The 20,845-nt window shown below is 75.0% G+C and carries 19 protein-coding genes; 5 read left to right on the top strand and 14 right to left on the bottom strand.

What is annotated here, in order from left to right:
• Together AB0G11_RS46945 and AB0G11_RS46940 are read right to left on the bottom strand one after the other, a co-directional pair.
• Positions 1 to 702 (bottom strand): NAD(P)/FAD-dependent oxidoreductase (locus tag AB0G11_RS46945; protein ID WP_357593615.1); only part of this gene is annotated, 702 nt, incomplete at its 3' end.
• 93 nt (positions 703 to 795) lie between these two features.
• Positions 796 to 1,380, bottom strand: a complete 585-nt coding sequence (locus AB0G11_RS46940; RefSeq protein WP_357593614.1) for a TetR/AcrR family transcriptional regulator — start codon at positions 1,378 to 1,380, stop codon at positions 796 to 798.
• A 77-nt stretch (positions 1,381 to 1,457) separates the two neighbouring features.
• On the opposite strand from AB0G11_RS46940, the gene AB0G11_RS46935 reads away from it, so the two are divergent.
• Genes AB0G11_RS46935 through AB0G11_RS46925 form a run of 3 tightly spaced genes read left to right on the top strand, consistent with a single transcriptional unit; the run spans position 1,458 to position 3,548 of the window.
• Entirely contained in the window at positions 1,458 to 2,501 is a 1,044-nt protein-coding gene (locus tag AB0G11_RS46935) for a hypothetical protein (protein ID WP_357593613.1), read from the top strand.
• Positions 2,502 to 2,514: 13 nt separating this feature from the next.
• The gene (locus AB0G11_RS46930) at positions 2,515 to 2,676 is read left to right on the top strand and encodes a hypothetical protein (RefSeq protein ID WP_357593612.1); all 162 of its coding nucleotides are present in this window, start codon (positions 2,515 to 2,517) and stop codon (positions 2,674 to 2,676) included.
• Positions 2,673 to 3,548 (top strand): hypothetical protein, encoded by an 876-nt coding sequence (locus tag AB0G11_RS46925; RefSeq protein ID WP_219519477.1) that lies wholly within the window; start codon positions 2,673 to 2,675, stop codon positions 3,546 to 3,548. The genes AB0G11_RS46930 and AB0G11_RS46925 overlap by 4 nt, the downstream gene beginning before the upstream one ends.
• A gap of 41 nt (positions 3,549 to 3,589) precedes the next feature.
• Here AB0G11_RS46925 and lexA read toward each other — a convergent pair whose 3' ends face one another.
• The 4 genes from lexA to AB0G11_RS46905 all read right to left on the bottom strand — a co-directional run bounded on the left by lexA (position 3,590) and on the right by AB0G11_RS46905 (position 5,999).
• On the bottom strand, positions 3,590 to 4,249 hold the full coding sequence (gene lexA, locus AB0G11_RS46920; RefSeq protein WP_308126262.1) for a transcriptional repressor LexA: 660 nt from the start codon (positions 4,247 to 4,249) through the stop codon (positions 3,590 to 3,592).
• A gap of 10 nt (positions 4,250 to 4,259) precedes the next feature.
• Positions 4,260 to 5,111: a TIGR03619 family F420-dependent LLM class oxidoreductase gene (locus AB0G11_RS46915; protein ID WP_219519475.1), complete on the bottom strand. Its 852-nt coding sequence runs from the start codon at positions 5,109 to 5,111 to the stop codon at positions 4,260 to 4,262.
• 505 nt (positions 5,112 to 5,616) lie between these two features.
• Positions 5,617 to 5,793, bottom strand: a complete 177-nt coding sequence (locus AB0G11_RS46910; protein WP_219514365.1) for a hypothetical protein — start codon at positions 5,791 to 5,793, stop codon at positions 5,617 to 5,619.
• Positions 5,794 to 5,807: 14 nt separating this feature from the next.
• Complete coding sequence (locus AB0G11_RS46905) at positions 5,808 to 5,999, bottom strand: hypothetical protein (RefSeq protein WP_219514363.1); 192 nt, start codon at positions 5,997 to 5,999, stop codon at positions 5,808 to 5,810.
• 457 nt (positions 6,000 to 6,456) lie between these two features.
• Here AB0G11_RS46905 and AB0G11_RS46900 point away from each other — a divergent pair, with 457 nt between their 5' ends.
• Complete coding sequence (locus tag AB0G11_RS46900) at positions 6,457 to 7,167, top strand: hypothetical protein (protein ID WP_357593611.1); 711 nt, start codon at positions 6,457 to 6,459, stop codon at positions 7,165 to 7,167.
• 3 nt (positions 7,168 to 7,170) lie between these two features.
• Here AB0G11_RS46900 and AB0G11_RS46895 read toward each other — a convergent pair whose 3' ends face one another.
• Positions 7,171 to 8,721, bottom strand: a complete 1,551-nt coding sequence (locus tag AB0G11_RS46895) for an AMP-binding protein (RefSeq protein WP_219514354.1) — start codon at positions 8,719 to 8,721, stop codon at positions 7,171 to 7,173.
• A gap of 286 nt (positions 8,722 to 9,007) precedes the next feature.
• On the opposite strand from AB0G11_RS46895, the gene AB0G11_RS46890 reads away from it, so the two are divergent.
• A complete protein-coding gene (locus tag AB0G11_RS46890) occupies positions 9,008 to 10,693 on the top strand; it encodes an RICIN domain-containing protein (protein WP_357593610.1) in 1,686 nt (561 codons plus the stop codon).
• Here the strand turns inward: AB0G11_RS46890 and AB0G11_RS46885 are convergent.
• From AB0G11_RS46885 to AB0G11_RS46855, 7 genes are read right to left on the bottom strand one after another with little or no spacing between them, the layout of a single operon-like run.
• Positions 10,621 to 11,739 (bottom strand): methyltransferase, encoded by a 1,119-nt coding sequence (locus AB0G11_RS46885; RefSeq protein ID WP_357593608.1) that lies wholly within the window; start codon positions 11,737 to 11,739, stop codon positions 10,621 to 10,623. The two genes, AB0G11_RS46890 and AB0G11_RS46885, sit on opposite strands and share 73 nt — an antisense overlap.
• 10 nt (positions 11,740 to 11,749) lie before the next feature.
• Positions 11,750 to 13,039, bottom strand: coding sequence for an MFS transporter (locus AB0G11_RS46880; protein WP_357593606.1), 1,290 nt, complete (start codon positions 13,037 to 13,039; stop codon positions 11,750 to 11,752).
• Positions 13,036 to 17,247, bottom strand: a complete 4,212-nt coding sequence (locus tag AB0G11_RS46875) for an amino acid adenylation domain-containing protein (protein WP_357593604.1) — start codon at positions 17,245 to 17,247, stop codon at positions 13,036 to 13,038. Before AB0G11_RS46875 ends, AB0G11_RS46880 begins: the two co-directional genes overlap by 4 nt.
• A complete protein-coding gene (locus AB0G11_RS46870; RefSeq protein WP_219514336.1) occupies positions 17,244 to 17,948 on the bottom strand; it encodes a DUF6875 domain-containing protein in 705 nt (234 codons plus the stop codon). The genes AB0G11_RS46875 and AB0G11_RS46870 overlap by 4 nt, the downstream gene beginning before the upstream one ends.
• Positions 17,945 to 19,231 carry an NAD(P)/FAD-dependent oxidoreductase gene (locus AB0G11_RS46865; protein WP_357593602.1) on the bottom strand — a complete coding sequence of 429 codons (1,287 nt, stop codon included), beginning with the start codon at positions 19,229 to 19,231 and terminating at the stop codon, positions 17,945 to 17,947. Before AB0G11_RS46865 ends, AB0G11_RS46870 begins: the two co-directional genes overlap by 4 nt.
• Before the next feature lie 5 nt (positions 19,232 to 19,236).
• The gene (locus AB0G11_RS46860; protein WP_219514375.1) at positions 19,237 to 19,407 is read right to left on the bottom strand and encodes an MbtH family NRPS accessory protein; all 171 of its coding nucleotides are present in this window, start codon (positions 19,405 to 19,407) and stop codon (positions 19,237 to 19,239) included.
• Positions 19,408 to 19,412: 5 nt separating this feature from the next.
• Positions 19,413 to 20,843 (bottom strand): amino acid adenylation domain-containing protein, encoded by a 1,431-nt coding sequence (locus tag AB0G11_RS46855; RefSeq protein WP_357593600.1) that lies wholly within the window; start codon positions 20,841 to 20,843, stop codon positions 19,413 to 19,415.
• Positions 20,844 to 20,845 lie beyond the last annotated feature (2 nt).

The following is a 20,845-nucleotide window of genomic DNA, read 5'->3' as shown; positions in this document are numbered from 1 at the left end:
GGCGCGGCCGGGCGCGCCGGCGGCGAACGCGTCCAGCAGGTGGCGTACGCCGGCGCGCATCGCGTCCGGACGGCCCGCGACGCCCACGTGTGCGTGGCGGCCGTCGTCGATGACCCACCCCAGGTAGCCGGGGGCGATCCTGGGGTCGAGCACGCAGTGGAACGCCGGGACGGTCGTGCCGGACGCGACCGGGTGGACGAGCTCGGCGCCGACGAGGAAGCGCCGGTTGACGTCGAGGCCGAGGTCGCGCGCCACCTGGGAGCGGGCGCCGTCCGCGCCGACGACGAACCGGGCCGCCACCGGCTCCGCCCCCTCGAACCGCGCCACTCCCGCCCGCACGCCGCGGAACCGTGCGCCCAGCCGGACCTGCGCCCCGGCCGACTCGGCCTCGCGGCGCGCGTGCTCGTACACGCCGGCCATGTCGGCGACCCGGTACTCGTCGCGGTCGCTGGTGAGGCGGATCGGCGCCCGCCGCGACGGCGGGTACAGCAGCACGTCGCGTACGCCGGGACCGAGCAGGTGGTCCGGCAGGTCGAAGTCGTCGAGGGTGCGGCGTACGAAGATGCCGGTCGTGCGGATGCCGGTCGTCAGCGTCCTGCGGCGCTCGGCCACCAGCACGTCCAGTCCCTGCCGGGCGAGCAGCCGGGCGGTGCTCAGCCCGGCCAGGCCCGCGCCCACGACCAGGGCGTCCACTGTCTGCATACCCTGCGACGCTAGGGGCGGCGCCCGGCCGGGGCGATGGTTTGCACGGTAACCGCCCGATACCTCCACAGGTCCGCCACATGCGGGGCGGCGTCAGGGCGGGGCGTCGAGGCTGCCGACGATGAGGGCGGTCAGCGCCTCGGCGGCCTCGGCGGCGGTGGCGCGGCCCTGGTTCAGCTCGGCGGCGAGCGCGTCGGCCGCGCCGAGCACCCCGGCGCAGCGCAGCCGTAGCGCCTCGGGCGGGAGTCCGGTGTGGGGGCGCAGGGCGGTGGCCATCAGCTCCGCGTAGTCGTCGAACAGGTCGCGTTCGATCGCCTCCATCTCCGGGTTGCCCTTGAGCGCGGCGGAGACGGCGTGCCATTCGGGAATGTCGGTGGCGCAGGCGAAGTAGGCGGCGCTCAGGACGCGGGCGATCTCGCCGGGCACGGCCGGGGCGCCGCGCAGGGCCTCCTCCGAGGCGGCGCGGTGGCGTTCGTCGAGCCGCCGGTAGAGCGCGATGAGCAGGCCGGGCCGGGTGCCGAAGTGGTCGTAGACGATCGGCCTGCTCACCCCGGCGGCCTCGGCCAGGCTCAGCAGCGTGAGGCCGTCGGTGCCGTGGGCGCGCACGATCGCCAGGGCGGTGTCGAGCAGCTGCTCGCGCCGGGCCTGCTTGGACAGGCGGGTGGATCCGGTGGTCATCGTCCTCCTTGCGTCGCCGCCCCAGCCTAAGCTACAAAGTGTAAGTTACAGAATGTAGGTTAGCGAGAGGACACCCCGTGGAACACTCCGTACTCATCCTGGGCGGCTCCGGGCAGGCAGGCTCGGCGACCGCCGCCCTCCTGCGCCGATGGCATCCCGACCTGCCGCTGACGATCGCCGGCCGTGACCTCGGCCGCGCCCGCCGGGTCGCCGACGACCTGGGGGCCGCCACCGCCGTCACCGCCGACCTGGACCGGAGCGATCTCGGCCGCCCGGACGACGCCGCCCACTCGGCGGTCGTGGCGACCGTGTGGGACAGCCGCCTGCACGGCCTGCGTTACGCGCAGGAGCGCGGCCTGCCGTACCTCAGCATCTCCAGCGGCCTCGTCGACATCGGGCCCGAGGTCGTCGCCGCGGCCGCGCGGCCGGGCGCGGCGCCGGTCCTGCTCGCCAGCCACTGGTACGCCGGGCTCGTCGTCCTGGCCGTGCTCGACCTCGCCCGGGAGTTCGGCAGGCTCGACAGCATCCGGGTCGGCGGCGTGCTCGACGAGCTCGACAGCGGCGGACCGGCGGCGGCGACCGACCTGGAGCGCCTGCTGGCCGCCACCTCCTCCGGGTACGTCCGCCGCGACGGCGTCTTCCACTGGGTCCCCGGCGCCGAGGCGCAGACCGAGGTCACCAGCGCCGACGGCACCGTGCTGCCCGCCCAGTACGTCCCCATCCCCGACGTGCCCAGCCTGGCCCTCGCGACGGGGGCGCCCGACGTCGGCTTCGCGTTCGCGTTCGGCGAATCCTCGGGCAGGAGGCGCGGCGGGCCGCCGTCCACCGAGGTCAGGATCGACCTCGGCGGCGTGGACCACGCGGGCGCGCCGCTCACGACCAGCCACTACCTCCTCCACCCCGAAGGACAGCGCCCGCTGACCGCGCTCGGCATCGCCCTCGGCGTCGAACGGCTGCTCGGCCTGCGCGGCGACCCCGTGCCGCCCGGCCTCCACACGCCCGAGTCGCTGATCGACCCCGGCTACGCGGCCGGGCGGATGGCGGAGATCGGCGTCACCTTGACCACGGCCGAGACTTCCGCTGACTCCGCCGATCGAGAATCGCGGAGGGCGCACCCGTGAGATGATCTAGTTCATGATGGGTCTGTCAGGCACGGGCCGCCCTGCCGGGCTCGGCCGGGCGTCGGCTGACGGCGCCGCCACGAGGTCCGACGGCGCGCCGCTGCCCGGGTCCGGCGCGCGACCGCGCGCCGGCGCCATGCCCGATGCGGGCGCGGGCGCGGTGGTCGCGTCGTGACGCGCGCCGCCGACCCCGACCTCACCAGCGTCGGGCGGATCGACGGCCTGCGCCCCGGCCAGGTCCCCGCCGCCGACGTCGAGCTGATCGACGGGCTCGACCCGCTGACGTGGCAGGTGGCCGTGGCCTGGCTCCAGGGCCGCCCGTCGGCGGCCCGGCGCCGCACCTGCCTGCGCGTCCTCGCCTCGTGGCTGCGCTGGCTGTACGCGGCCGAACCGGCGCTCGAACCCCTCGCGGCCACCGGGTCCCACCTGGACGCCTACTGCTACACCGCGCTCACCACCGGCGTCGGCCCCGCCGGCAGGCCGCTGGCCAAGGCGACCGTCGCCGGCAGGCGCGCCGTCCTGGCCTCCTTCCACGCCTTCGCCGAGGCGTCCGGCGCGACCCGGGCCCGGCGCTCCGCCGACGGCGCACCGCCGCTCACCCCGGCCGAACGGCGGCTGCTGCGCGGCGGCGTCGCCCGGCTGGCCGAGGACGGCAGGGCGGCCGAAGCCCTGGCCGTCGCGCTGCTGGAGGCCACCGGCGCGTCGGTCGACGCGCTGGCCGCGCTCACCGTCCACGACATCCACGCGCTGCCCGGCGGCGAACACCCCCTCGTGCTCGTCCTGCACGGCGAGCCCGACGGGCCCGTCGCGTACCCGATCCCGCCGCGCGCCCGCCCGCTGCTGCGCGAGCTGTGCGGCGGCCGGGCCGCCGGCGAGCCCCTGATCACCGGCCCCCACGGGCGCGACGTCGACGCGCGCTGGGTCACCGCCGCGCTCACCGACGCCGCGCTGGCCGCCGGATTACCCCGGCACCGGGCCGAACTCCTGCACCCGGGCCTGCTGCGGGCCGTCACGGTGACCGAGTTCGCCCGCTCGCACAGCTCCTGACACGGCTGGGGACGGCTGCTCGGACGCTGCTCAGGCGCTGTTCAGACGCTGCGCAGGACCGACACCACGATGCCCAGCACCACCGCGTCGTCGCCGTCGATGACGTCGTACGCGGGATTGCGCGGCTCCAGGTAGACGTGCCCGCCGCGCCGGCGGAACACCTTGACCGTGGCCTCCCCGTCGATCATCGCCGCGACGATCTGACCCGAGTGCGCCTCGGGCTGCTGCCGTACGACGACGAGGTCGCCGTCGCAGATCGCGGCGTCGACCATCGAATCGCCCCGCACTCGCAGGCCGAACACGTTGCCGCGCCCGGTGAGGTCGCGCGGCAGCGTCAGCGTGTCGTCCAGGCGCTCGTCCGCCAGGATCGGCGTGCCCGCCGCGATGTCGCCCACCACCGGCACGCTCACCAGGTCGCGCGCCTGCTCGGGAGCCGCCCCGTGCAGGAACATCCGCACGTCGATCGGCCTGCTCACCGACGACCCGCGCGTCAGGAACCCCTTCTCCTCCAGGCTCCGCAGATGCTTCGACACCGCCGACGACGACCGCAGCCCCACCGCCCGGCCGAGCTCCCGGGTGCTCGGCGGGTAGCCGTGCCTGACCACCCAGTCGCGGATCGTGGCCAGGATGCGCTGCTGGCGCGGCGGCAAGGCCGAGACGTTCAGATGCTCGAACAGGTCAGGATCGTCGTAGGCGGTCACGTGCGAAATGCTAGGGCAGGAAACCGCACCGCTCGGCGAACGCCGACAGTTCCTCACGCTGCTCGCCCGGATCGGTGGCCGACGAACTCACCACCAGCCGCGTCACCCCCTGCCCGGCCAGCTCCGCGACACGCTCCCCGGACATGCCGATCGACCCGAACCGCGTGTACTCCAGCGCGTCCGGATCGCGGCCCGCCGCCGCGGCCGTCTCGCGGGCCAGCTCCCACTGCGCCGCCCGCTCCTCCGGCCCCAGCGCACCGCCCGCGAAGTAGCCGTCCCCCCGCAGCCCCGCCCGCCGCGCCGCCGCCCGCGACGATCCCCCCACGTGGATCGGCAGCCGCCCGGCGGGCTTCGGGTAACTGCACAACGCCTCGAACGAGAAGAACTCCCCGGCGAACCCCACTCCCTCCTCCCCGCCCTCCCACAGCAGCCGCAGCACGTCGATCGCCTCGTCAGCGCGCCGCCCTCGCGTCCGGAACTCCACCCCCACCGCCTCGGCCTCCCCCGGCAGCGCCCCCACCCCCACCGTGAGCAGCCGCATCCGGCCCTTCGACAGCACGTCCACCGTGGCCAGCCGCTTGGCCAGGATCACCGGATGGTGGTACGGCACCAGCAGCACCCCGGTGCCCAGCAGGATCCGCTCCGTCGCCGCCGCCACGAACGCCAGCGCGTCCAGCGGGTCCACGTACGGCAGCGTCGGCGGCAGCTCGAACGCCCCCACCTTGGCGCCCGGATACAGCACGACGTGCTCGGGCATGTACAGCGACTCGAACCCGCACTCCTCCGCCAGCCTGGCGAACCCCACCAGCTTGTCAGGATCGACCCCCTGGTGCGGCGTCCCATAGCTGATCCCGAACTTCATCGCCCAACCCCCGATCACCGCCACGCCCCGCGCGGCCCACCCGAACGCCGCCACGCTAAAACCCTGACACCAACGACAAGTCAACCCACCCACTGCCACGAGAAGCCCCTGGCTCCGAACCCCGCCTCAGACCCGCCCCACCCGGAGGACAACTGCGAGAACCCACCCCCGGCGACGGCCCACCGTGGCGGCATGCGGGCGCGCGCTCGAACCGACCCACCGGGAGGGCGGACTGCGGGGGCCGCGACGCCCAGAGCTGCGTGTGGCGGGCCGGGCCGGGGCCTCGGCCCGCTCCGTCGGGAGGGCGCAACCGCTGGGGCTGGTCGGCAAGGGCCAGGCGGCGGGCGGGGCCCGGGGGGCGAGCGAGGGCCAAGCCGGGGGCAGGCGGCGGGCGGCGGCCCAGCCGGGGCCAGAGGCAGGCGGGAGCCAGGCCGGGGCCGGGGGGCCGGGCGCAGGCGGGGTCAGGCCGGGAGCGGGCGGAAGCCAGGCCGGGGGCGGGCCAGGGTTACGGGTCGCGTTTGTGGAGGAGTTTGGGGAGGGTGGCGAGGGTGGCGCCGCCGGCGGCGCCGGCGCTGAGGAGGGCGCCGGGCCATTCGGCGCCCGTGGCGAGGACGAGGGCGCAGGTGATGGCGGCGATCATGACGGTGAGCGTGAGCGTGAGCAGTTGGCGCGTGGTGAACATCGGTCCTCGTCTCCTCAGGTGCGGTCGTCGGCCCAGAAGTCGATGAGCTCTTCCGGGGTGAGGTCTTCGGGACGCCCGGCGGGCGGGGTGCGCCCGGTGGCGAGCACCCAGGTGGTCAGGAGGGTGACCAGGAGGTGCTCGTCCGCCGGGCAGGGGGCGTCGGCGCAGTACACGATGCTGGACGGGCGGGCCGTGAGTATCGGCATGGGCGGTGGCCTCCCGAAGAGCAGCGATGAATGCGGTAACCATGCGGCTTGACGGAGGCCGTGGGCCAGCGATCCAAACGTGCTCGGACGGAGCCGTACGAGATCGGAAATAGACGGCAGCGGACGTTAAACTCCGTAAGCATCCGACATCGTCCGGATTCATCCGGAGTTATCCGGCAGCCCGCCCACGAATGGCGTCGAAAGTGCTGCTAGCTACCCGAATGGGCGACTGGGACCAGTGGGACAGTGATCATCCGGAGTGGCCACGGCAACCGGATGAGATGGAATCTGCGAAGTGTCATCGACGCGAGAATATTTCTGCAAATATGGCGACAATTCTTAGCCCACCACCCCAACAAGGACGATGACTGACACTCCCCGGGCAGGATCTCACTCCGCCTTCATAGCCGCGCTCATAGAGCTCCGGGAATCGGCCGGCCAGCCGAGCTATTCAGAGATGCACCGATTGTCGCGCGCACCGGACGTTCCCAAGGAACTGCCCGCGAGCACCGTCAGCGACATCCTCACCGGCAAGCGGGAACGCCTGCCGGACTGGAAGCTGGTCGCCTCGTTCGTGATGGTCTGTCACCGTCATGCCGAGCAGACGGGCCTGCCCCGCGACGCCCTCGGCACCGTGGAGCAGTGGCAGACCCGCTGGCGCGCCGCCAGGAGCGAGCAGCCGCCGCGCACCCCGTACGTCCCCGGCACGCCGGCGCCCGGTGCGCACGTCACCGGCACGTACGACCACTATCGGACCCCCGCGGACGAGGCCGAGCGGCGGACGACCAGGACGGTCGCGCGGCTGGTGCGGCGGGCGGGCGACGGTGACGCCGAGTCCGCCTACCGGCTGGCGATCATCCACGTGCTGACCGGCGACCTGGCGGCGGCCCGCTACTGGCTCCACGCCGCGCGCGGGCGGCATCATCCCGACGCCGAGGCGTTCGCCGCCGATCCGCGCCCGGTCGAGTTCGCGGCGCGGCTGTCGTTCGCCTACGGCCAGGCGTACGAGCAGGAGGGCCGGGCCAAGCACGACATCGCCAGGTTCTACTACGGGCTCGCGGCCCGGCACGGCCATCGGCCGGCCGCGCAGCGGCTGCGGGTGATGCGCGCGCTTCCGTTCGGCAAGCTGCTGCCCGCGCCCGTCGGGGGTGAGGTCCGGCCGGGGTGAGCGTCAGATCCGGCGGGCGCCGTCCTGCCAGTAGGGGTCGCGCAGCAGCCGCTTGTACAGCTTGCCGGTGGGGGTGCGCGGCAGTTCGGGGACGAAGTCGAACGACCGGGGCACCTTGTACCCGGCCAGCGAGGCGCGGCAGTGGGCCGTCAGCTCGGCGGGCAGGCCGCCGCCCGGCTCGACGCCGTCCGCGAGCTCGACGGCGGCCTTGACCTGTTCGCCGAACTCCTCGTCCGGCACTCCGAACACCGCGACGTCCCGGACGGCCGGGTGGGTGATGAGCACGCTCTCGATCTCGGCCGGGTAGATGTTCACGCCCCCGCTGATGATCATGTCGATCGCGCGGTCGCACAGGAACAGGTAGCCGTCCTCGTCGAAGTAGCCGATGTCGCCGGTGGTGAACAGCCCGCCGGCCCGATGGATGGACGCGGTCTTGTCCGGGTCGCCCCAGTATTCGACATCGTCGCCGTTGGCGTAGCGGAACCAGATCTGGCCCTGCTCCCCCGGCTTGGCGGGCGTGCCGTCGTCGAGCAGGATGTGGATCTCGGTCGCCGCCTGCGGGCGGCCGACGCTGCCGGGCTTGGCCAGCCACTCCTCGGCGGTGATGACGGTGTTGACGCCCGCCTCGGTCGAGCCGTAGTACTCGTGGACGACCGGGCCGATCCACTCGATGATCTGCCGCTTGACCTGCGGCGGGCAGGGGGCGGCGCCGTGCCAGACCGAGGTGAGGCTCGCCCCGGAGAACGCCTGCCGGGTGGCGGCGTCCACGCGCAGCAGGCGGACGAACTGGGTGGGCACCAGGTGCACGTTGGTGATCCCGTACTCGTCGATGAGCCGCAGCGTCTCGGCGGGGTCGAACGCGCGCCGCATGACCACCGGGCAGCCGCCCATGAGCGCCATGAACGAGAACATCCACTGGGCGGAGTGGTAGGCGGGCCCGGCCAGCAGCGTCCGCCCGCCGTCGGGCACGGTGAAGGTCTGGCCGAAGCGGTCGGCGGCCAGGGCGAGGGCCTCGACGGGCAGGCCGGTGGTGGACTGCTTGCGGCTGACGCCCTTGGGCCTGCCGGTGGTGCCGGAGGTGTAGAACATGGGGCTGCCCATGACCTGCGGTTCCGGTTCGCCGGGCGGGGCCGCGGCGATGAAGTCCTCGTACGGGACGAAGCCCTCGATTCCCTCACCGAACGCCACGCGTACCGGCAGGTCGAGCCCCTGGACGGCCTCGGCGGCCTGGGCGGCGAAGGCCGGGTCGGAGAGCAGCGCCCGCGCGCCCGCGTCCCGCAGGACGTAGGCGAGCTCCTGGGCGGTCCAGTGCCAGTTGACCAGGACGTAGCGCAGGCCGATGTGACTGGCGGCGGCCATGACCTCGAAGTACTCGCGCCGGTTGGCGGCGTGGAGGGCGAGCACGTCGCCGGCGGCGAGGCCCGCGCCGAGGAGCGCGCCGGCCAGCCGGTCGACCCGTTCGTCCAGCTCGTGCCACGTGGTGACGCCGTCCTCGTCGGCCAGCGCGAGGTCGCCGGGCCTCGTCTCGGCGAAGCGGCGCAGCAGTCGGGCCATCGCTGATCTCCACTCTCGACTCAATAATAGAACTGGATTCTAGATATTGATTCCTCGATTAGATCACGCGCCCGGCCGGCTGTGAAGCCCGCCCCCGTCCGGCCGTGCAAGCAGACCCCGCTTCTTGCAAGCGGTTGTTGCAGAAATCCGAGCTGAGACCTGGCAAAACTCCTGGCCGCGTTTGCAGTTTTACTCAGGCGTATTGACGCCGTCCCGGCACGTAGCCACTGTGAGTGCAACCGGTTGGTGCCCCGGTGCCCCCCGTACCCCCCGAACGGAGCTGGACGTGCGCAAGCAAGAACATCTCGGCAGGCGGCTGGCGATCGTGCTGTCCGCCGGACTCCTCACCACCGGCGGGCTGGTCGCCGCGCTCAACGCGCCGGCCTCGGCCGCGCCAAGCAGCGGCGACTACACGCTGGTCAACGCCGGGAGCGGCCTGTGCGCCGCCGTGCCCGGCGCGGCCACGGCCGACGGCACGCAACTCGTGCAGAACCCCTGCGGAGCCGGCGCGGGGCAGGTCTTCACCCTCACCGCCTCCGGCGGCGACTACGAGATCAGGGCCGCGCACAGCGGCAGGTGCCTGGGCGTCCGGGACGCCTCCACCAGCGCGGGCAAGCCCGTCCAGCAGGAGACCTGCACCGGCGCGGCCTCACAGACGTGGCGGCTGACCGCCTCCGGGTCCGCCTACCGGATCGTCAACGCCAACGGCGGCAAGTGCGTCAACGTCAAGGACGACTCCACCGCCGCGGGCGCCCTCCTGCAGCAGAACTCCTGCGACTCCAAGCCCACCAAGCAGTGGACGCTGCGGCCCACGGGCGGCACCCCGACGACCAGCCCCACCCCCACCGTCACCCCCACGCCGACGATCACGCCGACCGTCACCCCGCCGCCGACCGGCGACACGCTGTACGTGGCCCCGAACGGCAGGGACGGCGCCGCCGGCACCCAGGCCGACCCGACGACGCTCACCTCCGCGATCACCAGGGTCGCCGCCGGGGGCACGATCTACCTGCGCGGCGGCACGTACGCCTTCTCACAGACCGTCACCATCGCGCCCGGCAACGACGGCACCTCCGGCGCCCGCAAGAAGCTGGCCGCCTACCCGGGTGAGACGCCGGTCCTGAACTTCTCCGGCCAGAGCGAGGACCCGGCCAACCGGGGGCTGGCCGTCAACGGGTCCTACTGGCACGTCCACGGCATCGTCGTCGAGCGGGCCGGCGACAACGGCATCTTCGTCGGCGGCAGCCACAACGTGATCGAGCGGACGGTGACCCGCTACAACCGCGACACCGGGCTGCAGCTCTCCCGGACCCTCTCCTCCACGCCGCGCGAGCAGTGGCCGTCGGACAACCTCATCCTGAGCGCGCTGTCGCACGACAACGCCGACTCCGACGGCGAGGACGCCGACGGGTTCGCCGCCAAGCTCACCGTCGGCTCCGGCAACGTCTTCCGTTACGCGGTGGCCCGCAACAACATCGACGACGGCTGGGACCTCTACACCAAGTCGGAGACCGGCCCGATCGGCGCGGTGACGATCGAGGACTCGCTGTCCTACGGCAACGGCACGCTGAGCAACGGCGGCCAGGCCGGCAACGGCGACCGCAACGGCTACAAGCTCGGCGGCGAGGACATCCCGGTCAACCACGTCATCCGGCGCAGCATCGCCTACGACAACGGCAAACACGGTTTCACCTACAACCGCAACCCCGGCACGATGACGATGACGGGCAACGTCAGCGTCGACAACGCCGAGCGCAACTTCTCCTTCGACGCGGGCTCCACGGTGTTCCGCGACAACACCTCCTGCCGCTCCGGCGACGGCGCCAACGACAAGACGGTGGGGTCGGCCGACGGCTCCAACCAGTTCTGGACCGGCTCGAACGGCTCCCGGTGCTCCTCCTACGACGGCGCGCTGAGCTGGTCGTTCGCCTCGGACGGGCGGCTCGTCGTGACGTTCGGCGGCACCCCGTAGGCTCCCCGCCCGGCCCTCACCCCGCGTGCCGGGGTGAGGGCTTCTGCTGTCACGAGCGCGTGCGACGGCGAGCGGGCGAGATCCCGCCACGGCCCGGCCACGCACCCGGCCGCCTCCAGCCAGCCGCTGATCGTGCCGGTCGCGTGCAGCGCGCCGCCCTGCGTGTGCCACAGGTTGAGCGCGAATCCCGCGCCGAAGGCCAGGTCGGCGGCGGTGCCGCGCGGCTCGGGCACGCTCTCCAGGACGACCAGCAGGCCGCCCGGCCGCAGCGTGGCCGCCGCCCTGGCGACCAGCGCGGCGGCGTCGGGCGCGGCGAACCCGTGCAGCACGTTGAAGAGCACAGTCACGTCCTGCCCGCCCGGCAGCCCGGCAGTGAGCAGGTCGCCCTCCTGCCAGGTCAGCGGCCCGTCGGAGCGCCCGGTGACGGCGGCGTCGACGATCGTGGCGGACATCCCCGGGTACGCGCCGCAGAACGCGCGCGCGTACTCCCCGTGGCCTCCTCCCAGGTCGAGCAGGCTCCTGCTGCCCTCGGGCAGCGGCGTGAGCGAGACGACCTCCTCCGCCAGCCAGCCGGCCAGCCCGCGTTGCAGGTCGTGGAAGGCGGCCGACAGGTCGGGGCGGGCGGCGAGCCAGGGGTAGAAGCCGCCCGCCGGGACGCCGGAGCGGACGGAGTCGGCCAGCCCGCCCCACTGCTCCTCGACGATCGCCTGCCACAGGTCCAGGATGCGCCCGTAGTCGGTGCCGGAGCCGGAGCAGAGCCAGGCGGTGGTCGCGGGCGTGTTGGCGTGCCGGCCGTCGTGGCGTTCCACGTACCCGGTGGCGTGCAGCAGGCCGAGCAGCGGCTCCAGCCCGGTGGGGGCGACGCCGGCCGAGGCGGCGAGCTCGCCGGTGGTCAGCGGACCGGCGGCGAGCGCGTCGAAGAGGCCCAGCGAGCGCGCGGCCCCGACGGCGTGGCAGGCCATGAGGCCGATCAGGTCCAGCATCGGCGCCGGGGCGTCGCCGCCGCGGAAGGCGGCGGCCTCTCCGGGCGTCAGTTCTACGGGCATGGCGTTCCTCTCAGGCGACGGGGACGGGGACCGGGCGGCGGTCCAGGCGGCGCAGCGCGGGCAGCGCGGCCAGGACGGCGGCCATGACGAGCAGGAGCAGCCCGTCGAGCAGCAGGACGAGGGCGATCCCGCGCCCCTCCCCCACGCCGACGAGCAGGCCCGCGCTGCCGGCCAGCGCCCCGCCGGGCAGCAGCGCCGGGTTCAGCAGGTGCTCGGCCACGGGCGCGGCCAGCAGGTAGCCGACCGGGACGGCGGCCGAGCCGAGCGTGTGCACGGTGCCCATGGCGCGGCCGAGCACGGCCGGCTCGATCCGGCTCTGCAGGACCGCGTGCGCGCAGCCGTTCACCACGGGCAGCGTGAACAGGAACCCGGCGGCGGCGGCCCCCACGAGCAGCGGCGACGGGGCCGGCGCGTGCAGCACGAGGAAGACGCCGCCGAGCGCCATGAACGCGGTCATCCCGCCGATCTTCCGGCGCGGCCCGCCCCAGGCGCCCATGACGAGCCCGCCGGCGAGCATGCCCGCGCCGCCGGCGAACATCAGCACGCCCAGCACGCCGGGCCCGGCGAACGACAGGATGAGCGGCTGCACCAGCACCCCGGCGACCGCGAAGGCGAAGTTGAAGCCGGTCAGCGCCGCCACCAGCGACGGCAGCCCGGCGCGGGCCCGCAGGTGGCGCAGCCCCGCGCCGAGGTCCCGCAGCACGGCGGGCCGGGCGGCGGCGGCGTTGGGCCGCAGCACCTCGGCGGGCAGCCGGATCAGCACCAGGGCCGACATGGCCACGCCGAACGTGACCAGGTCCAGCACCACCACCCCGCCCGTCCCGGCGACGGCCAGCAGCGTGGCCCCGAGCACGGGCGCGGCGATCTGGATGCCGCTGGACAGGTGCATGAGCCCGTTGGCGCGGCCCAGGTGCCGCTCGGGGATCAGCAGCGGCGTCATGGCCTGGTAGGCGGTCAGGTGGAAGACGCCGCACGCGCCGCTGATCGCCGCGGCCAGCGCCACGTGCCACACGGCCAGCGCCTGCGCCCAGATCAGCGCGCCGACGGCGGCCGTCGACAGGGCCGCCAGGCAGTCGGTGACGATCATCACCAGCCGCCGGTCGAACCGGTCGACGACCACCCCCGCGAACGGGCCGGCGAGGATGCCCGGCAGCATGCCGCTGAGCACGACCAGCGCGAACTCCGTCGGCGACCCGGTGCTCCGGTACACCCAGACGCCGAGCACGAACGTGGTGAGGCTGGACCCGACGGACGACAGCAGCGACGCCGTCCAGAGCAGCGCGAACCTGAGCACGTTCATCCGCGCACCGCCCCGGCCAGGCGCCCGGCGTAGCGGCGGACGAGCGTCTCGTCGGCGGGCGGGCAGTCGATCCCGGCCCGGCCGAGAGCGCGCTCGGTGCGGCGGCAGTCGAACAGGGGCCGCCGGAACTGCGGGTCGGCTGCGTCCAGCACCGGCGCGAACGGCGCCATCGGGCTGTCCGCGCCCAGCCCGGCGGCCCGCGCCCGCCAGGTGTCCCACGGCACGCAGCGGGCGCCGAGCGCGTCGGCGATGCGCCGGTAGGAGATCGTCGCGCCGTTGAAGTAGTGGAAGTCCCCGGCCGTCGCCGGGTCGGCGATCAGGTGGGCGATGCCCGCCGCGACGTGGTCCACGGGCGACAGGTCCTCCTCGACGGGCAGGTCCGGCACCAGGCCGAGACGGACGCAGGTGGCCAGCAGGCGGCTGAAGTAGTCGGCCGCGTTGCCCCGGCCGGTCACGCTGTGCCCGCCGACCCGGGCCGGCCGGTGCACCACCGCCGTCAGGCCCGCGTCCCTGGCCCGGCGCACCAGCCGGTCGGCCACCCACTTGCTCTGGTCGTAGCCGGTCTCCAGCCCGGCCGGGTCGTCCGGCGCGCTCGCCTCGGTCACCACCCGGTCCCGGTGGGCCAGGCCCAGGAAGACGCCGAGGGTGGAGACGAAGTGCAGCCGGGCGCCGCCGAGCCCGGCCAGGCGCAGCGCCTCGACCGTGCCGCCGACGTTGACCGGGCGCATGCGGGGGAAGCTCTCGTAGAAGTTCACCTGGCCGCCGTTGTGGCAGATCACGCCGACCTGCCCGGCCAGCTCGGCGAACCGGTCCCGGTCCAGGCCGAACCGGGGCGCGCCCAGGTCGCCCGGCAGGCCGCGCACCCGGCCGGGCGGGGCGTCCAGGCCGTGGGCGCGCAGGTTGTCCAGCACCCGCTGCCGGGCCCGGTCCTCGTCGGCCGCCCTGACCAGGCAGACGATCTCGGCGTCGGTACGGGCCAGCAGCTCGGCCAGGAGGTGCGCGCCGAGGAACCCGGTCGCGCCGGTCATCAGGATCGCCCCGCCACGCCGCACCGGGGAGGCGGGCTCGACCGTGAAGCCGGGCGGCAGGGTGGCCTGCGCCTCCAGATCGGGACGCTCCTGGCCGGCACCTGCCTGGCCGGCGGCGTCCCGGTCGACGGTGGCGGCGAGCTCGGCCAGGTCGGCCGTCTCCAGCACCGTGCGCAGCGGCACGTCGGCGCCGAGCGCCCGCCTGATCTCCGCGACCACCCGGCCGGCCAGCAGCGAGTGGCCGCCCACCTCGAAGAAGTTGTCCGACCTGCGCACGTCGGCCACGCCGAGGACCCGCCGCCACACCTCGGCCAGCGCCGACTCGGTGGCGGTCGCGGGCGGCTCGCCCGCCGGTCCAGGCGGCGGCAGCGCCGCCCGGTCCACCTTCCCGTGCGTCGTCCGGGGGATGGTCCCGACCAGGACGAACGCGGCTGGCACCAGGTAGCCGGGCAGCCGTTCGCGCAGGTAGGCCCGCAGCGCGCCCGGCGTCAGATCCGGCGCGCCGGTCGCCGCGTAGGCGACGAGCCGGTCGCCGTCGACGAGCACGGCGCTGTCGGTGACGGCCGGATGGGCGGTGACGGCGTGCTCGACCTCGGCGGGCTCGATCCGGTGGCCGCGGATCTTCACCTGGCGGTCGCGCCGGCCCAGGAACTCGATCGCGCCGCCCGGCCGCACCCGGGCCAGGTCGCCCGTCCGGTACAGGCGCGCCCCGGCGGGGCCGTCCGGGTCGGGCACGAAGGCCGCCGCGGTCAGCGCGGGCGCGCCCGTGTAGCCGTCGGCCAGGCCGGCCCCGCCCAGGTGCAGCTCGCCGGCGCCGCCGACCGGCACCGGCCGCCCGGCCGCGTCGAGCACGCGGGCGCGCACGTGCGGCAGCGGCGTGCCGATCGGCACCCGGGCCGCGTCGCCGAGCTCGTCGGCGCCGCCGATCCGGTGCACGGTGGCGCACACCGTGGCCTCGGTGGGCCCGTAGTGGTTGAACAGCGCGCACCGGCCGCCGGTCAGCCGCTGCCAGGCGCGTACGTCCTCGGCGGGGACCTCCTCGCCGCCGACCATCATGATCTCGACGGGCCAGCCGCCGGGGACGCCGGTCCCGGCCAGGTCGGCGACCCAGCGCCGCCACAGCGCGACGGGCGCGTCCACGGCGGTGACGCCGTGCGCGGCGCAGAAGCGGACGAGCTCCGCGCCGTCGAGCCGGGCGGGCTCAGGGTGGATCACCAGGGTGCCGCCGGACGTGAGCACCGGGAACAGGTCGCCGACGGAGGCGTCGAACGTGAGCGGCGGCAGCATGAGCACCCGCTGCCCCGGCCCGAACCCGTGCGCGTCCACGAACGAGCGGGTGAACGCGGCGACGGCCCGGTGCGGCACCACCACGCCCTTGGGCGCCCCGGTCGACCCCGACGTGAAGATCACGTACGCGGGGTCCCCGGGCCGCGGGCTCCTGCCTCCGCCGCCCCCGGGCGGGTCCGCGGCGTGCGGCACGAGCTTGGCGCCGGGGAAGGCGTCCAGCTCGGCCAGCCGGGCGGGCGGGGCGATCAGCGCCGCCGCGCCCGCCTGCCGGAGCAGGAGGTCCGCGCGGGCGGGCGGGTGGCCGGGATCGAGCGGCAGGTACGCGGCCCCGGCGAGCAGGACGCCGATGACGGCGGCGATGCCGTCCGGCCCCGCCGGGAGCGACACGCCGACCACCTCGCGCCCGCCGCCGGGCGCGAGGTGCGGCTCCAGCCGGGCGGCCACCTCCAGCGCGCGGGACGCCAGCTCGCCGTACGTCAGCCGCTCCCCCTCGGCCACGACGGCGACCCGGTCCGGGTCCCGCCCGGCCTGCCGCAGCACGAGCCCGGCCACGCTCTCCCACTCGCCCGGAGCCTGCGCGGACGGCTTGGCGGGGACCGGGCCGGAGTCGAACGGGATGCGGCTCACCGGCAGGTCCGGGTCGCCGGCGAGGGCCTCGACGGCCGTGGTCAGGTGCCCCGCCAGCGCGGCGGCCGTCGCGGCGTCGAACAGGTCGGCCGCGTAGTCCAGGTACAGCTCGACCTCGTCGCCCACGGTGACGAACAGGGTGAGGTCGAAGCGGGCCTCCGGGGCGGGCAGCTCCCAGTGCCCCACCGTCAGCTCGCCCGCCGTCACCGGGCCGCCGTCCAGATGCTCCATGACGAGCATCACCTGGAAGAGCGGGTTGTGGCTGAGGTCGCGGCGGCCTCCGGTGAGCTCCACGACCTCGTCGAACGGCGTGCCGCCGTGCGCGAGCGCCTCGGCGACGGTACGCCTGCCGCGCCGCAGCAGGTCCGCCACCGTCGGGTCGCCGCCGAGGTCCAGCCGGAGCGCCACGGTGTTGGCGAACATGCCGACCGTCTGCCCGAACCGCCGGTCGGTGCGGCCGTCCAAGGGGCAGCCGACCACCACGTCGTCCTGCCCGGCGCACCGGCCCAGCGTGACGCCGAGCGCGGCCAGCACCATCGCGAACACCGTCGTCCTGGTGCGGCGCGCGCTCTCCAGCAGGGCGGTGCGCAGATGGGCGGGCAGGACCCAGCGGTGCTGCGCGCCGCGCCCGCTCGGCACGGCGGGCCGGGGCCGGTCGGTGGGCAGGGCGAGCAGGGTGGGCGCCCCGGCCAGCCTGGCACGCCAGTAGTCGCGGTCCGCCTCGGCCCGCGCGCCGCCGGTCCGGCCGAGCCGGTCGACGTACTCGGAGAACGGGACGGCGGGCGGGCCGGGCTCGAACGTCCCGGCGAGCAGGCCGTACAGCTCGGAGAGGAGGATGCGCAGCGCGCGGCCGTCGCAGATCGCGTGGTGCAGGACGAGCACGAGCACGTGGTCCTCCGGGGCGAGCCGGACGAGCAGGGCGCGCATGAGCGGGGGGCGGCCCAGGTCGAACGGCCGGGCCACGAACGCGCCGCAGGCCGTGCGCGCCTCGTCCTCGCAGGTCACCTCCACGAGCTCCGGCTCGACCCGGGCCCCGGCGCGCACGATCCGGACGGGACGCCCGTCGCCGCCGTCGGACAGGCCGGTGCGGACGGCCTCGTGCCGGGCGACCAGCCGGTTCAGCGCCTCGCCGAGCCGGGCGGGGTCGAGCGGGCCGCGTAACCGGTGCCCGCCCCAGACGTGGTAACCGGACGAGTGGCCGGAGGAGTCCGCCTGGTGCAGGAACCACAGCCGTTCCTGCGCGGGCGTCGCCGGGAGGCCCGTCATGCCCGGCCCGCCAGGTCGCGCAGGTGGCCGGGCACCTGCTCGCCGAACAGGTCGCGGTAGGCGGCCAGATGCGTCTCGTCGGAGATCAGGAAGGGCAGGTCGGTGGGCACCATGTGCCGGATCACCAGCATCGGGACCGGGCTGCGCAGCGGGCGGAAGTCCTGGTTCCACAGTCCCGCCTTGTCCGGCGGCCCGTCGTGGAACTCGCCGATCATCAGGCCGTGGCCCACGTAGGCGTCCTTGAGCTCGCGCTGCGCGGCGTCGATCACCTCGCGCGCGTCGCGCATGCCCGGCAGCAGCACGAGGACGGTCGTCGACTGCGCGGCGGGCCCGCCCCGGGGCGCGAGGTCGAGGAACCAGTCGCGGTAGGGCGCGAGCAGGGCGCTCAGCGACGCGACGGTGTGGCCGCCGCCCGGCTGGACGGCCAGCAGGAAGGCGTTCCGGTCCAGCGACGCCTGCGCGTACGGGCACACCGGGCCGCGCCGGCCCAGCTCCGGGTGCGGCCGGGTCAGGTAGGCGCGCGCCCACGCGACGACGGCGCGCAGGTCGGCGCCGTGCTCGGCGGCCAGCGGGTGCGGCGCGGGGCCCGGCTCCCCGTCGGTCGGGTCGAGCACGTCGGCGGGGTCGAGCACGTCGGCGGGGTCGAACAGGTCGGCGGGGTCGAACAGGACGAGCGTGTCGTCCTGGGGATGCCTGATCATCGGGTGGTCCTCCCGGTACGCCGCGCGGCGAGCAGGCCGGCGGCGGCGAGACCCGCCCCGGCCGCGGCCAGCGCGGCGGCCAGCCGGTCCTGGCGGCGGGCGCGTCGCAGCGCCTCGCCGTAGGGCACGGTGGTGTGCGAGACGAGTGTGTACAGCGGCACCCAGGTGCCGGGGAAGGTCTTGTGCAGCAGCAGGTCCAGGCGCTTCCTGGCCAGGGCGAGCGGTGAGCGCATGCCGTCGCGCAGCTCCAGGAAGTTGCGTTCCGACAGCTCGGCCAGCACGTCGGTGTGCGGCTTGCGGGCGCGCTCGTAGGCGGCGAAGGCGGCCTCCCGGTCGCCCGGATGGCGGGCCAGCATGCGGTCGAGGACGAGGCAGTCCTCGAACGAGGCGTTCATGCCCTGGCCGTAGAAGGGGTAGACGGCGTGGGCGGCGTCGCCGACGAGCACCGTCGTGTCGCGGTGCCGCCACGGCGCGGTGCGCACGGTCGTGAGGTGGCTCATCGGCGCGGCCGACGCCTGCTCGTCGAGGTCGGGGACGAGCGTCGCCAGGTGCGGGAAGGCCGCGGACACCGGGTCCGGCGGCTCCTCACGCGGCAGGAAGAGCGTGCAGGTCAGGCTGTTGTCGAGATTGGGGTGGGCGACGCCGAGGCCGCGCTCGCCCGGCCAGATGTGCAGCGCCTCCAGCGGCACGGCCGGCTCGCCGCCGGGCGTGGCGCGGATCGTGACCTCCTTGTAGCCCCACTCCAGGTACTCGCGGCTGAACCCGGCCGGCAGGCCGCGCTGCATGGCGGTCCTGACGAGCGAGGACGCGCCGTCCGCGCCGACGACGAAGCCGGCCCGCAGCGTCGTGCCGTCCTCCAGGGTGACGGCGGCGGCGTCCCGGTCGACGGACACGCACCGGGTCTCGAAGCGCAGCCGCACGCCCGGCTGCTTCTCGGCGTGCTCGACCAGCAGCCGGACCAGTGTGTCGCGCCGGATCGAGTGCAGGATCTGCGACGGGTCGCCCCCGTAGGGGTAGAACGCCGGCCGGCCGCCCGCGTGCACCATGCGGCCGCGCATGGGCACCGACAGCCGCCGGGCCTCCTGCCACAGGCCGACCTCGCGCAGCGCCGCGATGGCCCGCGCCGACATGCCGAGGTTGATCGACCGCCCGCCGTCGTGGGCGGCCGAGCGCGGGTCGGGGCGGCGTTCGACCAGGTCGACCCGGTGCCCGCCGCGGGCGAGCAGGATCGCCAGCAGCGGCCCCGCCAGTCCCGTCCCGACGATGATCGCGTGGGGTGCCATGACCGTCACCCCTCGCCGCGCGCGCTCAGCGGACGCATGTCGGTCCACACGGTCTCGATGTGCGCCAGGCACTCCTCCTTGGTGCCGGCGAACCCGGTCGCCCGCCAGCCGGGAGGCGGTTCCCGGTCCGCCGTCCAGACGGAGTACTGCTCCTCGTGGTTGACGACCACGACCATGTCGCTCACAGCTTCTCCTCGAGCGCGCGCCGATCGATCTTTCCGTTGGGGGTCAGGGGCAGCGAGTCCAGGCGGATCACCCGGCTCGGCACCATGTACGCGGGCAGCGTCGCGGCCAGCCGGGTGCGCAGCGCGGGGCAGTCGCCGACCACGAACGCCACCAGGGCGTCGCCGGACACGGCCGCGACGGCCTGCCGCACGCCGGGCAGCTCGTCCATCGCGGCCTCCACCTCGCCGAGCTCGACCCGGTAGCCGCGTACCTTCACCTGGGTGTCGGACCGGTGCAGGAACTCCAGGCCGCTCTCCGTCCGCCGCACGACGTCGCCGGTCAGGTAGAGCCGGCCGCCGGGTTCGCCGTACGGGTCGGGCACGAAGCGTTCGGCGGTCAGGGCGGGCCTGCCGAGGTAGCCGCTCGCCACGCCGGTCCCGCCGATGGCCAGTTCGCCCTCGGCCACCCGGTCCAGCCGGTCGTCCACGACGTGGACCGAGGCTCCGGGCAGCGGGGTGCCGAGCGAGACCGTGTCCGGCTCCCACGGCACCTCCCACGAGGTGGCCCAGACGGACGCCTCCGTCGGCCCGTACATGTTGATCAGCCGGCCGACGCGTGGGCGCAGGTCCTTGGCCAGGGCCGGGGGCAGCGCCTCGCCGCCCGCGAGCGCGGTCAGCCTGGGGGCGCGGAACCCGGCGTACAGCAGGACGCGCCAGCCCGACGGGGTGGCCTGCATGTGGGTGACGCCCTCGCGTTCGATCAGGGCGGCGAGCCGTTTGCCGAGGATCGCGGCCTTCGGGTCGAGGAGGATCAGCCGGCCGCCGGTGACGAGCGGCAGGTACAGCTCGGGGACCGACATGTCGAACGTGAGCGCGGCGGCCGACAGCCAGACGTGCTCGGGCGCCGAGCCGACCAGGTCGCGCATGCCGGCGAGCAGCGCGGCCAGCCCGCCGTGCGGCACCACCACGCCCTTGGGGCGGCCGGTCGACCCGGAGGTGTAGATCACGTACGCGGGAGATGCCGGGCCGGGCCGCGCCTCGGGGACGGCGGCCGTGGCGGGGACGTCCTCGTCCAGCCGGACGGCGGGCAGCGTGGTCGTGGCGGGTTCGCCGGTGGTCACGAGGAGCCGCGCGCCGGAGTCGGCGAGGACGAGCTCGGTGCGGGCCGCCGGGTGCTCCGGGTCGAGCGGCAGGTAGGCGGCGCCGGTCCGCAGGACGGCGAGCATGGCCGTCACGCAGGCCGCCGACTTCGGGGCGCGGATGCCGACGAGGACGCCGGGACCGGCCCCGGCGGCGGCCAGCCGGGCGGCGAGGCGGTTCACGGCCGCGTCCAGCGCGGCGTAGGTCAGGCGCTCGTCGCCGTCGGCGAGCGCGATGCGGTCCGGGGTGCGCGCCGCTTGGCGCGTGAATAATTGAACAACGGTTGGGAGCGCTCCCAATTCAGGCATGC

The sequence above is a fragment of the Nonomuraea sp. NPDC023979 genome (assembly GCF_040639085.1).
Classification (GTDB): Bacteria; Actinomycetota; Actinomycetes; order Streptosporangiales; family Streptosporangiaceae; genus Nonomuraea; species Nonomuraea ceibae.
Note: the sequence above shows the minus strand (reverse complement) of the source record. Positions and strands in the feature narration are given on the sequence as shown.

Excerpts from the sequence above, each read along its gene's own strand:
- AB0G11_RS46940 (WP_357593614.1), bottom strand. The coding sequence starts at position 1,380 with ATGACCACCGGATCCACCCGCCTGTCCAAGCAGGCCCGGCGCGAGCAG.
- AB0G11_RS46930 (WP_357593612.1), top strand. The coding sequence starts at position 2,515 with ATGATGGGTCTGTCAGGCACGGGCCGCCCTGCCGGGCTCGGCCGGGCG.
- AB0G11_RS46915 (WP_219519475.1), bottom strand. The coding sequence starts at position 5,111 with ATGAAGTTCGGGATCAGCTATGGGACGCCGCACCAGGGGGTCGATCCT.
- AB0G11_RS46910 (WP_219514365.1), bottom strand. The coding sequence starts at position 5,793 with ATGTTCACCACGCGCCAACTGCTCACGCTCACGCTCACCGTCATGATC.
- AB0G11_RS46905 (WP_219514363.1), bottom strand. The coding sequence starts at position 5,999 with ATGCCGATACTCACGGCCCGCCCGTCCAGCATCGTGTACTGCGCCGAC.
- AB0G11_RS46900 (WP_357593611.1), top strand. The coding sequence starts at position 6,457 with ATGCACCGATTGTCGCGCGCACCGGACGTTCCCAAGGAACTGCCCGCG.
- AB0G11_RS46895 (WP_219514354.1), bottom strand. The coding sequence starts at position 8,721 with ATGGCCCGACTGCTGCGCCGCTTCGCCGAGACGAGGCCCGGCGACCTC.
- AB0G11_RS46885 (WP_357593608.1), bottom strand. The coding sequence starts at position 11,739 with ATGCCCGTAGAACTGACGCCCGGAGAGGCCGCCGCCTTCCGCGGCGGC.
- AB0G11_RS46880 (WP_357593606.1), bottom strand. The coding sequence starts at position 13,039 with ATGAACGTGCTCAGGTTCGCGCTGCTCTGGACGGCGTCGCTGCTGTCG.
- AB0G11_RS46875 (WP_357593604.1), bottom strand. The coding sequence starts at position 17,247 with ATGACGGGCCTCCCGGCGACGCCCGCGCAGGAACGGCTGTGGTTCCTG.
- AB0G11_RS46870 (WP_219514336.1), bottom strand. The coding sequence starts at position 17,948 with ATGATCAGGCATCCCCAGGACGACACGCTCGTCCTGTTCGACCCCGCC.
- AB0G11_RS46865 (WP_357593602.1), bottom strand. The coding sequence starts at position 19,231 with ATGGCACCCCACGCGATCATCGTCGGGACGGGACTGGCGGGGCCGCTG.
- AB0G11_RS46860 (WP_219514375.1), bottom strand. The coding sequence starts at position 19,407 with ATGGTCGTGGTCGTCAACCACGAGGAGCAGTACTCCGTCTGGACGGCG.
- AB0G11_RS46855 (WP_357593600.1), bottom strand. The coding sequence starts at position 20,843 with ATGCCTGAATTGGGAGCGCTCCCAACCGTTGTTCAATTATTCACGCGC.